This is a genomic window from Algoriphagus yeomjeoni (genome assembly GCF_049821175.1).
GTDB classification, from domain to species: Bacteria; Bacteroidota; Bacteroidia; order Cytophagales; family Cyclobacteriaceae; genus Algoriphagus; species Algoriphagus yeomjeoni_A.
On record NZ_CP187512.1, the window covers coordinates 3,787,183 to 3,802,115 of the forward strand.

Sequence of the window (14,933 nt, forward strand, 5' to 3'; positions counted from 1 at the left end):
AAGCCTTAATAAAACTAAAGAATGATTAATTAACAAGTAAAAAATTGTTAATTAGTATTAAGCTCTCCTACCTCATTTTTATTCGCCAACTGTCCACAGGCAGCGTCTATGTCCTGACCACGGGATTTTCTGACTTTTGCGATAATTCCTTGAGATTCAAGGATTCGTACATACATATCCACGGCTTCTTGTTTAGCCTGTCGGAATTCCCCCTCGTCTATAGGATTGTACTGGATTAGATTGACTTTGGAAGGAATTATCTTACAGAATTTTGCCAAGGCTCGAGCATGTCGCTCATCGTCATTGATTCCTTCCCAGATTACATATTCATAAGTGACTTTACGTTTGGTCTTTTCATACCAATATTTCAGCGATTCTCCCAATTCCTCCACAGGATTGCTGTCATTGATTGGCATCAGACGCGAGCGGGTTTCGTTGATGGCAGAGTGAAGCGATACGGCAAGGTTGAATCTAACTTCATCATCGGCCAGCTTGCGAATCATTTTGGTGACGCCCACGGTGGAAACGGTGATTCTTCGGGGTGCCATGCCCAGTCCTTCGGGAGAGGTGATTTTATCGATTGCTTCCAGCACATTGGCATAGTTCAGCAGCGGTTCACCCATTCCCATGAAGACAATATTGGTCAGCGGACGGTCGAAGTATTTTTCCGCTTCATCTTTGATGGCTACCACTTGGTCGTAGATCTCGTCTGGGTTTAGATTTCTCATGCGTTTCAAGCGGGCCGTTGCGCAAAAATTACAATCCAGACTACAACCAACCTGGGAAGAAACACAAGCCGTAATCCGTTTAGTCGTGGGAATCAAAACAGACTCCACAATCTTATTGTCATAAAGCTTTACAGCATTCTTGATGGTACCATCGGAAGAGTGCTGCATCAGATCCACGAGAATGTGATTGATCTCAAAATGAGTTTTTAGCATCTCGCGTGTGCTGAGTGAGATATTGCTCATCTCATCAAAGTTCTTCAGAGACTTGTTCCACAGCCACTCATAAACCTGCTTGGCTCGGAATTTCTTATCTCCCTGCGCCAAAAAGAATTCTTCCAACTGCGCCAGAGATAGCTTACGGATGTCTTTTTTCTGAATTGCTTCCATGGGGACAAAGGTAAGACTTTTAAGAGTATCAAGAAGCTAGAGTCTAGTATCAAGATAGTAGTCGGGATTATTTCCACTTAAAGCTTTTCTGATCTATAGCACGCATGGTACAAAGTATTCCATTTAGGTGATCGAATTCATGCTGAATCAATTCAGAAATTGCGCCTGAAACTTCCCACTCCTGCTGCTTCCAATTCTCATCTCTGTAAGCCAAGGTTAACGATTGATGCCTTTTTACGTTGACTAACAGATTCGGAAAACTCATGCAATCATCCCACAACTCAAACATTTCCTCACTTTGGTTTTTCAGCTCAGGATTAAGAATGACATAGGGACGATCAAGATTCAGGTAAAACATCCGCTTCATGATCCCTAGCTGTGGAGCAGCAATTCCTCTCCCAAAACCGTACACCAAACGAATATCTTCCATGGCTTCATGTAATTCCTGAACCCAATCCGATACTTGGTCCAGTTCAGATTCCAAAATCGGCTCACAAACTTCGTAAAGTCTTGGGTCCCCGAGTTTAAGGATGTCATCAATAGTTTTCATGAGGTGAAAATAGCTTTTCTAATTAAACTTAATAATTCACACCAATGCTCATTTTACTTTTACTGCATTTGAGAAGGTTATTTCCTGTCTAACAAACTTCTGAACAGAAAAATACGGCTCAAAAATACCCCGCAACCCACTAAATACGGCTCAATTTCCTAATGTTTTGAGCCGTATTTCTTAATAATTGAGCTGATTCAATTCCTAGAAAAGTATAGTAATCAGGTAGCACCAAAGAACATGATTGAAAGAAACGCGTTTCTTGCCTGCCTTTTCCCTACTTTTGCGGCATGAATTACCTTTCGGTCGAAAACCTCAGTAAAGCGTTCGGTGAGCGCAAGCTTTTTTCCAATATTTCTTTTGGCATTTCTCAGGGTCAAAAAATCGCCCTGGTCGGCATCAATGGCGCGGGAAAATCCACGCTGATGAAAATCATCATGGGTTTGGAGATTCCTGACACAGGTCAAGTGGGAACGAACCAACAGGTAAAAGTGGCTTATGTGCATCAAAACCCTGTTTTTGAGGGTACCATGAGTATTTACCAGACCATCTTTGACCAAAGTAATTCGGAAGTTCTCAAAGTAATCGAAGACTATCACAAAGCCATGTTGGATGCCGAGCGAGGCGTTGACAACTCGGATAAGATGTCTGTACTTTTTGAGAAAATGGATGCTTTTCAGGCTTGGGATTTTGAATACCAAGTGAAAGAAGTGCTAGGCAAACTGGGTCTTCATGACACTGATCTACCTGTTGGTACACTTTCAGGTGGTCAGCGTAAGCGAGTTGCTTTGGCTAAAGCCATTCTTGAGAAACCTGATTTGCTTTTACTAGATGAGCCTACTAACCACCTCGATCTGGAAACCATCGAATGGCTGGAAGACTATCTGGCAAAAGCCAACCTTGCTCTTTTCATGGTAACTCACGATAGGTATTTTCTAGAAAAAGTAACCAATGAAATCTTGGAACTTGATCAGGGTAAAATTCATCGTTACCAAGGAAACTACGGCTACTTCTTGGATAAAAAGGAAGAGCGTATGGAGATCGAGGATATAGAACTCGAAAAAGCTAAAAGCCTCTACAAAAAAGAATTGGATTGGATTCGTCGCCAGCCAAAGGCTAGAAGTACTAAGGCAAAATACCGTGTGGATGCTTTCGAAGAAACGAAGGAAAAAGCATCGCAGAAGCGTGAGGAGCGAGACATCCAATTGACTGTGACTACTCAGCGATTGGGGAATAAGATCATCGAGATCGAAAAAATAAACAAAGCATTTGGTGACAAAACCGTCGTCAATGACTTCTCTTATACTTTTAAGAAGAAAGACAGGGTTGGAATTGTAGGGCCAAATGGTGCTGGCAAGACCACTTTCCTGAATATGATCACTGGTCAAATGGCCCCAGATTCAGGAAAAGTTTCCATCGGACAAACCACAGCTTTTGGGTATTACAAGCAGGAAGAAAGTAGTTTTGATGAGGAAAAGCGTCTGTTAGATATTGTAAAGGAAGTTGCTGAAGTGGTGACGATTGCTGGTGGTGCCGAGATCACGGTTTCTCAGTTTTTGACGCAGTTTGGTTTTCCTCCAAAGCAGCAACACACGCCAGTCGCTAAGCTAAGCGGTGGTGAGCGAAGAAGACTTCAGCTACTCATGGTCTTGATCAAGAATCCTAATTTCCTGATTCTTGATGAGCCTACCAATGATCTGGATTTGATGACCTTGAATACGCTGGAGGAATTTTTGGATACTTTCCCAGGCTGTTTGATCATCGTTTCCCACGATAGATATTTCATGGATCGCTTGGTTGAGCACCTATTTGTTTTCGAAGGAGAAGGAGAGATTTCTGATTTCCCTGGGAATTATTCTGAGTTTAGAGAGACAGAAAAAGAGCAAAAAGACCGAAGCCCGAAGACGGAAGACCGAAGTATCGAGTCTCCTAAATCGGAGAAAGTTGTGATTACTAATACCCCTCCGGCGAAAGTAAAAGCCAGCTTTAAGCAGAAGAATGAGTTTAAGGAAGTGAACGCTTCAATGGCAAAGTTAGAAAAAGAGAAAGCCGAACTCACCGAGAAAATCAGTGGTGGAAATGCTAATCACGAAGAGCTGATGAAAATCTCGTCTCGTATGCTGGAAATCGATTCTGAGCTGGAAGAATTGGAATTGACCTGGTTGGAATTGAGTGAATTGGAGGGGATAGAGTAGAGGCGTTTAATGCGTCATTGCGAGAAGCGAGGCACGAGCGACGAAGCAATCTTTGTTTAGCTCAAGTCTTCATACCTGTCCGACCCTAAGCGGGCTTGGACTTATGGTAATGCAGTCTTCAGACTGCAGGGAGGTCGGCACAAGTCATGAGACTTGCGCTAAATTCATCTCTTTTTGCCAATGGAAAAACCGGTAATAGCCCCGAATGCAGCGCAGCGAAATTCGGGGTAAGGTCATCTAGAAAGATCATGCGAGTGCCAACGGCACGATCGGTAATTACTAGCTAGCGAACTGATTCAATCCCAAACCTTTTTCAAATCATAGTTGATTTTCTGTGAAGGCTCATTTACTGCCAATCTAATCGTGTTTGATACTGATCGTGCCTTTGGCACTCTGTAATTGGATCGCATGGTTTCTATACCCAGAATTGCATTCTGGGCTTTTACTGGCCTTGCCTTTGGCAAGGGTTCGGAAATCAAAGGTTTAATTCAAGTCTCCTGACCTGCCTGCAGCATGCAGCCTTGGACTTATAAAAATGCAGTCTTCAGACTGCTAAATCTCAAGCAAACATGTGAATTGCAGTCTGAAGACTGCAGTAAAGTAGGCACAAACCCGCCTGACGTCGGGCAGGTCTGAAGACTTGCGCCATTGGGAGCAGTGGGCTGTGTCAGTCCGAGCGGAGTCGAGGACCCTTCCGCTTCCTCGCAATGACGTAGAAATCTAAAATCTTACGTCTAGCTACTAGCGTCTAAAACTCAATACAAAAACCCCACTTTCACCCCTCCATACCAATTCCTAGTCGGTGCAGGTTGATAGTATCTTCCTCCAAAAGGATTTAAATCATTGCCCAAGGAATAGCTTTCATTCAACAAATTGTCCACACCGGCAAAAGCCTCCAATTCCCATTTTCCTGCAATACTTCTAGCCCAGCCGAATCTTGTGTTTACTAAATTATAGGCATCCTGATAAACTGTGTTCGCGTCGTTAAGCGGTATTTCATCTACAAATTGATGTGTGAAGTTCAGATAAAATCCTAGAGCAGTGCGGAGATCCAAGCGAGAAACCAGGGTGTTTGGAGAAACGCCAGTTAGGTCATTTCCTGAGTAATCGTTATCTCCTTTCTGGTAATCAGTGAAGGTGAAATAATTCCCTGTGAATGCTGTTCCGATTTTTAGGTCTCTCACAAAAGCTGTTTGATTTCGGATCAAAGCATAGTCTATCGCTGCTTCTATCCCTTTTTGATCTGTGGAACCTGCATTTCTGAAAAGTACCACTCCTTGGGGATTGGTGTAAGTTGTGATCGTCTGATCAAGTTTAAAGTAAAAAGCAGTCAGATCCAGGTTCAGCTTTCCTTTGCCGAGTCTATAGCCAACTTCATAATTAATTCCTTTTTCAGCTTCTAAGTCAAGATTCAAACTTCCTTCATTTGTCCTTACTTCGTCAATGGTTGGAGGGGAAAAACCGCTGCTGATACTTCCATATACTCCGGAAAATTCACTCAACTTATAATTTAGCGCAAATCTTGGAACCACAATCGGATCGAATTTTCTGCTTTGCAAACCTAAATCTCCACCAGAAGCGTCGATTTGTCTATCAATCTCGAGGTTGCTGAAATTTTCACTTAATGCAAAAGTCAGCAATAAACTTTCAGTGAGATTCCATTCTGCCTGTTGAAATAAAAACCCTTGAGTTGCTCTAAGCTTATCTGCAAATCTGACTGTATCGGCTACGCCATTCACATTCCCGAAATTCTGTGCATCCGTCAAACTGGTTTGATATTCTCCACCCGCAATGATTCTCAGCTCTTTTCCTGCTAATTTTCCATCATAAGTGAATTTTGTTCTTCCGCCAAAACCAAAACCGAGTTCCTTTTTGTAATCCAAAATGAAAGGATTTTCAAAGTCATTCGTATTCAAATAGAAGGTTGTTGAGTTCTTAATCTTTGGAGAAAATTTATACAACTGTCCGATGGAAGCAAACACCGATTGCTGGGAAATAGAACTGTTTTGGGCTACCGAACCAGGTCTAGCTTGCGTGGGATCAGCGGCCAATTGATCAGCATTTAGTCCTCCAGGGATTCCATAATTCAAGTCAGAGATCAACAACTGAGTTCGTATTTCCTGCTTATCCGAAACAGAGAAAAACCCTCCCAATTGAAATACTTGTCGATCCAAGGCAGACTGCTCACGGTAGCCATCTGATTTTTGGCTTACATAAGAAGCTTCAAATCCACCATTTCCAACTTGCTGAGAAATACCCAATCGATAGCGGGTCATACCAAAATCACCAACCATAAAGTCTGCTGAAACTCTTCCTCCGATTGGATTTGCGGGGCTGTAAAGGTTTACCACACCTCCATTTCCAGCACCATAGATACTTCCCGATGGGCCCTTGATTACTTCGGCATTTCGGATATTGGATAGATCCAGCAAATTCAACGCAGTGGTGCCGTCAGGGGAGGTGAAGGGCACTTCGTTCCAATATACTTTCACATTTCTCACTCCAAAAGGTGCCCGTATCGAACTCCCACGGATAGAAATTCTATAACTCGCCGGAGCACGCTCTTCGATTCGAACTCCCGGTTTAGTATTGAATGAATTGACGATTGAGGTTTCGTTGAAGCGATTGAAATCTTGCTCTGATACTACCACAATCGAAGCAGACTGCTCCAAAAGTGGCCTTTCTGATTCGAATGCCGAAACGGTGATTTCGGATAGGTTCAATGATTTTTCGATTAATTCCACGGTATGCTCACCGGCTCCAAATGTTGCGGTGATAACTTCATAGCCTGATTTGAAGAATGTGAAATTCTGATTTTCGCTAACTGAAAAAGCTAAAATTCCAGAGCTGTTGGTGATTTGGGCTTTGCCTTTCTCGGGTTGAACGCGAACATTTTCCAGCGGAACCTGTGTTTTCTCGTCTATGACTTTTATCTGGATTTGTGCCTGACTTAAGGTGGAAATCAACAGAAATATTATCGTAAAAATTCTATTCATAAACGCAAATTAAAGCCTTTCGTCCGAAGATATCATGGTGAATCCACCAAATGTAATTTCTAAAGTTCTTAGATTAGATACTTCTTTCAAAATTGAGGCAAAAGCCCTAATTTTCTTGCGTAATTTACTTCCTATGAAAAACTCACTTTGGATAGCAGTTTTGCTGATTCTTACTTTCTGTCAAGAAAAAGTAGCTCCACCCACTCCCGTACTTCCCATTCCCGACGCAAAGCAGATAGCTTGGCAGGAATTGGAATATTATGGTTTTGTACACTTCAATATGAATACCTTCTCAGATAGGGAATGGGGATTTGGCGATGAAAAACCAGAGATGTTCAACCCAACAGATCTTCAGCCTAGACAGTGGGCTCAGGTAGCTGCCGAAGCTGGAATGAAAGGCTTGATCATTACAGCAAAACATCACGATGGATTTGTACTTTGGCCGTCGGCCTATACCGAGCATTCTGTGAAAAACAGCCCTTGGAAAGACGGGAAGGGGGATTTGATCAAAGAATTGGCTGAAGCATGTAAGGAATACGGGTTGAAGTTCGGGATTTACTATTCGCCTTGGGATAGAAATCACCCTGACTATGGCAAGCCGGAGTACATCACCTACATGCGTAACCAGCTGACTGAGTTGCTAAGCAATTATGGAGATATTTTCGAGGTTTGGTTTGATGGCGCAAATGGCGGAGACGGTTATTATGGAGGAGCGAATGAAGTGAGAAAAGTGGATAAACTTACTTACTACGACTGGCCAAATACCTATAATTTGGTGCGTGAGTTGCAACCTGGTGCGATGATGTTCAGCGATGGCGGGCCAGATGTTCGTTGGGTGGGCAATGAACACGGTTTTGCCTACGAATCTACCTGGTCAAATTTGATGCGTGATTCTGTCTATGCAGGTATGCCAGATTACCCACAAAAATATGCGACTGGTCAAGAAAACGGTACGCATTGGGTTCCGGCAGAAGCGGATGTTTCTATCCGTCCAGGCTGGTACTATCACAAATATGAAGACCATAAAGTCAAGACACTTCCGGAATTATTGGAGATTTACTACAAAAGCATTGGTAGAAATGCCTCTCTTCTGATCAATTTTCCTGTGGATACACGTGGCCTGATTCACGAAAATGATGTTGAGGCGATTTTGAAGTTTGGGGAAAAAGTAAAGAATGATTTTGCTGTGAATCTAGTGGCAAATGCTAGTGTAAGTGCTAATGAGGAACGTGGTAGTGGATATGGGGCTGAAAATGTACAAGATGGAGATTACGAAACCTATTGGACAACTCCAGATGGTGGAAAGTCAGGAGAGATCACCTTTGATTTCGGTACAGAAACTACTTTCAATCGACTGTTAATCCAGGAATATACGCTTCTTGGGCAGCGGATAAAGTCATTTGTATTGGAGAAAGAAGCTGGTGGAAATTGGGAGAAAATAGCTGAAGGAACCACAGTAGGATACAAAAGAATTCTTCGATTCACTGATGTCACCGCGACTAAAGTTCGAGTAAGGTTCACTGATGGAAAAGACATTCCTGTTATTTCAGAAATAGGAATTTACAATGCTCCCAAGCTACTGCTTCCTCCAAGTTATTCCAGAGCTATCTCTGGAGAAGTAACCCTAAGCGCTCCTGATGAAGGGTTGGAAGTCTATTATACACTAGATGGATCTGAGCCGAGCACAGCTAGTCAACAATATTCAGCGCCTTTCCAAATCCATAAAGCAAGCACTTTGCAAGCAATTTCTGTAAATCCAGCCTCTGGAAAGAAAAGTGAACCACTTCGGGTTGAGGTTGATTTGGCCAAAGCAAAATGGGTTGGCTCTGCCGAGAATTCCGAAAAAGCAATTGACTATAATGCTGGATCCTATTTCACAAGTGAGAATAATAATCTTACGGTGGACTTAGGTGAATCGGTATCCTTGAAAGGCTTCACTTATCTGCCAATGCAGGCAAGGTATCCAAGTGGTTTCATTACTAATTTTACCTTCGAGGTGAGTGAAAATGGTAGTTCTTGGCAGAAGGTAGCTGCTGGCGAATTCTCCAATATTGTGAATAGTCCAATCGAGCAAATTATCCGATTTGATGCGGTCAATGTACGATTCATACGCCTGAAAGCAAGTAAAACGGCAGATGGAAACCCTGCGACTTTTGCAGAAGTAGGTGTTTTGACCAAATAAAAATCTTACTTGAAGGATACCATGAAAACCCAATTAGCCCTAATTCTAGGCGGTGCATTTCTTCTAGCTTCCTGTACCAATGAGGAAAAAGTGACTGCCCAATCTAAACCAAATGTCATTGTAATTCTCTCGGACGATCAGGGAACACTGGACTTGAATAGTTACGGGTCAAGTGATTTATCTACTCCAAATCTTGATCGATTGGCAGCTTCTGGTGTAAGATTCACACAATTCTACGCAGTGGCTCCAGTGTGTTCGCCTTCGCGAGCGGGCCTTTTGACTGGTAGATATAATTATAATGCTGGGCTCTATGGAAATGTTGATATTCCAGATCATGACCCTGAAGGCAAATCAGGAATGCCAACTGAGCAGATCACGATGGCTGAGCTTTTTAAGCCAGCTGGATATAGGACGGCATCTATCGGAAAGTGGCATTTGGGACACACTCCAGAAAAGCTTCCAAACGGCCAGGGATTCGATTATTTCTTTGGCCATCAAAGAGGCTGCATCGATAATTACTCACATTATTTCTTTTGGAGCGGGCCAAATCTTCATGATTTATACCAAAATGATCAAGAAATCTATCGTCCCGGCGAATTCTTTGGCGACTTGATGGTTGATGAGGTGAAGCAATTCACACAGCCATCTGAAGATCCATTTTTTATTTACTGGGCGATTAATATGCCGCATTATCCTTATCAGGGAAGGCCAAGTTGGTTGGAACATTACAAGGATTTGCCGAGTCCCCGAAAGGAATATGCTGCGTTTATTTCTACGTTGGATGAGCTTGTTGGGAATATACTCGACCATTTGGAGCAAACTGGCCAACTGGAAAATACTATTATAGTTTTCCAGTCAGATCATGGACACAGTACGGAAGAGCGTGCCTACTTTGGTGGAGGAAATGCCGGACCATTTAATGGAGCAAAGTTCAGCATGCTAGAAGGAGGTATTCGGGTACCCGCTATTATCTCCTGGCCAGGCGGTTACATTCCCACAGGAGAAGTGAGAAATCAGTGGGCGGGAAGTGTAGATTGGTTTCCAACTCTTGCCGACCTAGCTAATGTAGAAATCCCAAATCCTGCTGAAATGGATGGAATAAGCCTGAGAAATGTAATCTATGACAACGCTGCTTCTGGACATGATGTAATGCATTGGGCCACTGGAAACCCAGAGGTAACCACAAATTCTTGGGCAGTCAGAAAAGGGCCATGGAAATTACTCGGTAACCCCTTCGATCCTGCCAAAAAACTAAGTTTCACAGAAGATGATAAACTCTATCTGGTAAACCTAGCTCAAGACAGCACTGAATCCAAAAATCTAAAATTGGAATATCCTGAGGTTACTGCTGAATTATTAGGTCTTCATGAGGCTTGGTTAAAAGGAGTTTTGGACGCCAGATCAAAATAAGATGGAAATTGATAATTGATTTGTTTATTTTGAGAGCTAAGTTTATCACCCAAAACCTATTTATACATGAACAGACGAATCGCCCTAAGGCATCTCGCACTGATTTCCGGAGGACTTGCCCTAATCCCTTCCTGCGATTTCAGCTCAGATGATATTCTGGCTGCATATGAGAATCTCAAAGTTACAGCATCCCAAAAGCAACTTTTGGGAGATATTTCAAATACCATAATACCAGCTGGCGAGCTCAAAGGCGCATTAGAGTTGGAAGTTCCTGACTTCATTTTGGTGATGGTGAATGATTGCATGACTTCTGATAACCAAGCACTTTTCAGCACTGGGCTGGCGGCTTTCCCTGAATTTGTCAAAACTATCTCTGGGAAAAAATATGATAAGCTAAGCACTAAAGAAAAGGAAGACCTGATCCAAACAGGCATTGAACTCAAGCCTGAGGATACTCCTGAAGGTGAAAAGGACAAGGCTATTTCTTACTTCTTGAATACTACCAAACGACTTACCATGCAGGGCTATATGGCTTCTGAGTACATTCAGACAGAAATTATTCCATATTCACTGATTCCTGGCCCGTACAATGGCGCCGCGCTAATCTCCGAAACTCAAAAACCTAGAATAAATGGCTAATCTGAATATCAGAAATAAGCAAGAACGAACGTATCAAGCTATTGTAGTAGGCTCTGGAGCTAGCGGTGGCTGGGCTGCCAAAGAATTTGGAGATTTGGGTGTAAAAACGCTTTTGCTTGAAAGAGGTAGAAATGTGGAGCATATCAAGGATTACCCTACTACAAATATGCTTCCTTATGAATTCAAACACAGGGGAAAATTGCCTCAAAAAATATTGGATGAAAATCCAATAGTGTCCAAATGTTATGCCTTTGGAGAGGACTCAGAGCACTTTTTTGCCAAAGATGCCGAGCAGCCATATATCCAAGAAAAGCCATTTGATTGGATCAAGGGCTATCAGGTTGGAGGAAAATCTCTGCTTTGGGCTAGGCAGGTGCAGCGCTGGTCGGATTATGATTTCGAAGGTCCTGCCAGAGATGGTTTTGCTGTGGATTGGCCAATTCGTTACAAAGATATTGCGCCATGGTACAGCCATGTCGAGAAGTTCGCAGGTGTTTCCGGAAATCTGGATGGACTAGATACTTTGCCTGATGGGGAATTTTTGCCAGGCTATGATCTCAATATTGTAGAGAAGCATTTTGCCCAAAAGCTAAAGGAAACTTACGGCGGAGATCGTCACATGATTTCAGCTCGCTGTGCGCATATTCACGAGCCAAGACCAGAATTCACAGCTCAAGGAAGAGCTTCATGTCAAAACAGAAATCTCTGTCAGCGAGGATGTCCTTTTGGAGGATATTTCAGTAGCAACTCTTCCACCATTCCTTGGGCTTTGAAAAGCGGAAACGTGACATTAAGGCCAGATTCAGTGGTTCATTCGGTGATTTATGATGAGGAAAAAGGCAAAGCAACTGGCGTAAGAGTCATCGACGCACATACCAAAGAAGTGGAAGAGTTTTACGCAGACGTGATCTTTATCAATGCCGCAGCGATCAATTCAAATGCGATCTTGATGAACTCCACTTCGGCTAGATTCCCGAACGGGCTAGGAAATGACAGTGGTGTTTTGGGTAAATATTTTGCTTTCCATAATTACCGTGCACAAGTAAATGGTTCTTACGAAGGGTTTATAGAATACACCACTTCAGGCGGACGTCCTACCAGTGGTTACATTCCTAGATTTAGAAATGTGAAAAAGCAGGAAACTGATTTTCTTCGCGGTTATGCAGGTGGATTTAGTGCCTATAGAGGTGGAGGCTATGTAGCTGACGCAAGAGTGGGGATGGATTTGAAAAATAGTATGCTAAATAAAACTCCACCTGATGGACCTTGGAGAGTAGGCTCGCACATGATGGGGGAAACGATTCCTAAGGAATCTAACTACATCGCTTTGGACAAAGACAAACTTGATCCCTACGGTCTACCTACCTTAAAATTCAATGTTGCCTATGATGATAATGACGAGAAAATGATCTTGGACTATCAGGAGCAGGTATCTGAAATGTTTGAGAAAGCTGGCTTTACGGATATTAGAGTGAATGACGATCATAGAACTCCAGGATTGGATATCCACGAAATGGGAGGAGTTAGAATGGGCAAAGACCCCAAAACCTCCATGCTCAATGGAAATCATCAGCTACATGCCGTACCAAATGTGTACGTGACGGATGGAGCTTCTATGACTTCTACCTCAACTCAGAACCCTACCTTGACTTACATGGCTTTTGCTGCGAGAGCAGCGCATCATGCGGTCAATGAGAGTAAAAAAGGCTAAACCCCTTTAAGGATGAGTATTAAAAACCCTTGTGAAAATTTGAATTCACAAGGGTTTTTTGATTTTTATTGAGATTAATTATTTTACCAAAATGATTGGTTTTCAGCCGTTTTCACTCAAAATTCTTTATTAATTGCTTAATTGACTTCGATTTTGAACAAAAGAGGGGTTAATGCGTGTTAAAAATCAGGTTAATTAACCAGCCCAGCAAAATATGAAAATAGGTATTGTTTGCTATCCAACCTTCGGAGGTAGTGGAGTAGTAGCGACAGAATTAGGTAAAGGTCTTGCAAAAATTGGTCATGAAGTTCATTTCATCACCTACAAGCAGCCGTCCCGTTTAGACTTTTTTAGCGAAAATCTATATTATCATGAGGTGGATATTAAAAGCTATCCTCTTTTCGAACATGCTCCTTACGAACTTGCATTAGCCAGTAAAATGGTCAGTGTGGTGAAATACGAAAAACTGGATTTGTTGCACGTTCATTATGCCATTCCACATGCTTCGGCTGCCTATATGGCCAAGCAAATTCTAAAAACTCAAGGTATCCAGATACCCGTAGTAACTACACTGCATGGTACAGATATCACCTTGGTGGGTAAAGATCCAAGCTATGAGCCGGTAGTGACTTTCAGTATCAATCAATCAGATGGTGTAACCGCAGTTTCTGAAGATTTAAGAAAAGAAACGTATGCTTTCTTTGATATTCAGCGTGAAATCGAGGTTATACCAAACTTTATTGATTTGGAAAGATTTAAGCGCCAAAAGAAGGAGCATTTCAAATTGGCAATTTGCCCAAATGGTGAAAAATTATTGGTTCACACTTCAAATTTCAGAAAAGTAAAACGTGTCGAAGATGTTATTCGGGTTTTTTACGAAGTAAGAAAAGAAATACCAAGCAAGTTGCTTTTGGTAGGTGATGGGCCAGAGCGCGATAAAATGGAGCGCCTTTGCCGTGAACTGGGCACCTGCGATGATGTTCGCTTTCTAGGAAAACTAGATGCAGTAGAAGAGGTACTATCTGTTGCGGATCTATTTTTGATGCCTTCAGAGAAAGAAAGCTTTGGATTGGCGGCACTGGAGGCAATGGCATGTGAAGTGCCAATTCTTTCCTCAAATGCAGGAGGGATACCAGAACTTAACGTCGATGGAGTAACAGGATTCGTTTCAGAGATAGGAGATATCAAGTATATGAAGGAAAAAGCACTATTTATTTTGGACGATGCGAATCTTCCTACCTTCAAAAAAAATGCATTGGCAAGAGCTCAGGAGTTTGATATTTCCAATATTCTACCGCATTATGTTGCATATTATCAGAAAACCATCGAATCAACAATGGCACAGATTTGATTAAAAAATGATTATTGTCATGAATTTCTCAGTGATGAAAGGTCGTTTTCAATTATCTTTGGGTTTAGATTCTAAAACGAGTCTAAGCAAGTTTAGTAAAATTAGAATCAGTAGCGTATGAAAAAGATAGGTAGATTGGATAAGCCAGATAATTTTGGCACCGCCCAAATTTTCTCTAATCCGATTTTGGAGAAGATTTCGAGAACCAACATATTAGTGCCCATTACCATGTTTATCGTTTTAGGAATGATATCAATTTATTTTGGGATACAAAGAACTTCTGTTGGTATAGGAACAGCTATACTTTTGTTTGTCGTGGGGTATATAGGTTTTACTCTAGTGGAATATATGATGCATAAGCATTTCTTTCACATGGAGCCAAATACACCGATAAAGGATAAATTACAGTACACTGTTCATGGAATTCACCATGATTACCCGAAGGATAAAGATAGATTGGCAATGCCTCCCTTTGTAAGCGCCGCCTATGCCGCAATTCTTTACTTGATCTTCAAATTGACGATGGGTGATTTAGCATTTTATTTCTTACCCGGATTTTTGCTAGGATATGCGCTTTATCTGGGAATTCACTATTTGGTACACGCAGTGCAGCCTCCAAAGAATTTCATGAAAGTACTTTGGGTGCACCATGCCATACACCACTACAAAGATCCAGATGTAGCATTTGGTGTAAGTACACCATTGTGGGATTACATCCTAGGCACCATTCCTAAGAAAGATTAACTACTATAAACCTCTCAAAATTGGGAGGTTTTTTTCTTTA

General features: G+C 42.1%; 11 protein-coding genes. 7 read left to right on the plus strand and 4 right to left on the minus strand.

Features of this window, described 5'->3' with window-relative positions; translation table 11 throughout:
- Positions 1–47 precede the first annotated feature (47 nt).
- Both rlmN and ACPUEN_RS15300 read right to left on the minus strand, forming a co-directional pair.
- Positions 48–1,115: a 23S rRNA (adenine(2503)-C(2))-methyltransferase RlmN gene (gene rlmN, locus ACPUEN_RS15295; RefSeq protein ID WP_425636765.1), complete on the minus strand. Its 1,068-nt coding sequence runs from the start codon at positions 1,113–1,115 to the stop codon at positions 48–50.
- 67 nt (positions 1,116–1,182) lie between these two features.
- The gene (locus ACPUEN_RS15300; RefSeq protein ID WP_425636767.1) at positions 1,183–1,665 is read right to left on the minus strand and encodes a peptide deformylase; all 483 of its coding nucleotides are present in this window, start codon (positions 1,663–1,665) and stop codon (positions 1,183–1,185) included.
- 290 nt (positions 1,666–1,955) lie between these two features.
- On the opposite strand from ACPUEN_RS15300, the gene ACPUEN_RS15305 reads away from it, so the two are divergent.
- Positions 1,956–3,860: an ABC-F family ATP-binding cassette domain-containing protein gene (locus ACPUEN_RS15305; protein WP_425636769.1), complete on the plus strand. Its 1,905-nt coding sequence runs from the start codon at positions 1,956–1,958 to the stop codon at positions 3,858–3,860.
- Positions 3,861–4,156: 296 nt separating this feature from the next.
- Here the strand turns inward: ACPUEN_RS15305 and ACPUEN_RS15310 are convergent, their stop codons facing one another.
- Together ACPUEN_RS15310 and ACPUEN_RS15315 are read right to left on the minus strand one after the other, a co-directional pair.
- Positions 4,157–4,339, minus strand: coding sequence for a hypothetical protein (locus ACPUEN_RS15310; protein WP_425636770.1), 183 nt, complete (start codon positions 4,337–4,339; stop codon positions 4,157–4,159).
- A 276-nt stretch (positions 4,340–4,615) separates the two neighbouring features.
- Positions 4,616–6,856: a TonB-dependent receptor family protein gene (locus ACPUEN_RS15315; RefSeq protein ID WP_425636771.1), complete on the minus strand. Its 2,241-nt coding sequence runs from the start codon at positions 6,854–6,856 to the stop codon at positions 4,616–4,618.
- 133 nt (positions 6,857–6,989) lie between these two features.
- On the opposite strand from ACPUEN_RS15315, the gene ACPUEN_RS15320 reads away from it, so the two are divergent.
- From ACPUEN_RS15320 to ACPUEN_RS15345, 6 genes are all read left to right on the plus strand, one after another.
- Complete coding sequence (locus ACPUEN_RS15320) at positions 6,990–9,038, plus strand: alpha-L-fucosidase (RefSeq protein WP_425636773.1); 2,049 nt, start codon at positions 6,990–6,992, stop codon at positions 9,036–9,038.
- A gap of 21 nt (positions 9,039–9,059) precedes the next feature.
- The gene (locus tag ACPUEN_RS15325) at positions 9,060–10,448 is read left to right on the plus strand and encodes a sulfatase family protein (protein ID WP_425636774.1); all 1,389 of its coding nucleotides are present in this window, start codon (positions 9,060–9,062) and stop codon (positions 10,446–10,448) included.
- Between the two features lie 66 nt (positions 10,449–10,514).
- Entirely contained in the window at positions 10,515–11,087 is a 573-nt protein-coding gene (locus tag ACPUEN_RS15330; RefSeq protein ID WP_425636775.1) for a gluconate 2-dehydrogenase subunit 3 family protein, read from the plus strand.
- Positions 11,080–12,798 (plus strand): GMC oxidoreductase, encoded by a 1,719-nt coding sequence (locus tag ACPUEN_RS15335; protein ID WP_425636776.1) that lies wholly within the window; start codon positions 11,080–11,082, stop codon positions 12,796–12,798. The genes ACPUEN_RS15330 and ACPUEN_RS15335 overlap by 8 nt, the downstream gene beginning before the upstream one ends.
- 214 nt (positions 12,799–13,012) lie before the next feature.
- Positions 13,013–14,149, plus strand: coding sequence for an N-acetyl-alpha-D-glucosaminyl L-malate synthase BshA (bshA, locus tag ACPUEN_RS15340; protein ID WP_425636777.1), 1,137 nt, complete (start codon positions 13,013–13,015; stop codon positions 14,147–14,149).
- 117 nt (positions 14,150–14,266) lie between these two features.
- The gene (locus ACPUEN_RS15345; RefSeq protein ID WP_111609733.1) at positions 14,267–14,893 is read left to right on the plus strand and encodes a sterol desaturase family protein; all 627 of its coding nucleotides are present in this window, start codon (positions 14,267–14,269) and stop codon (positions 14,891–14,893) included.
- Positions 14,894–14,933 lie beyond the last annotated feature (40 nt).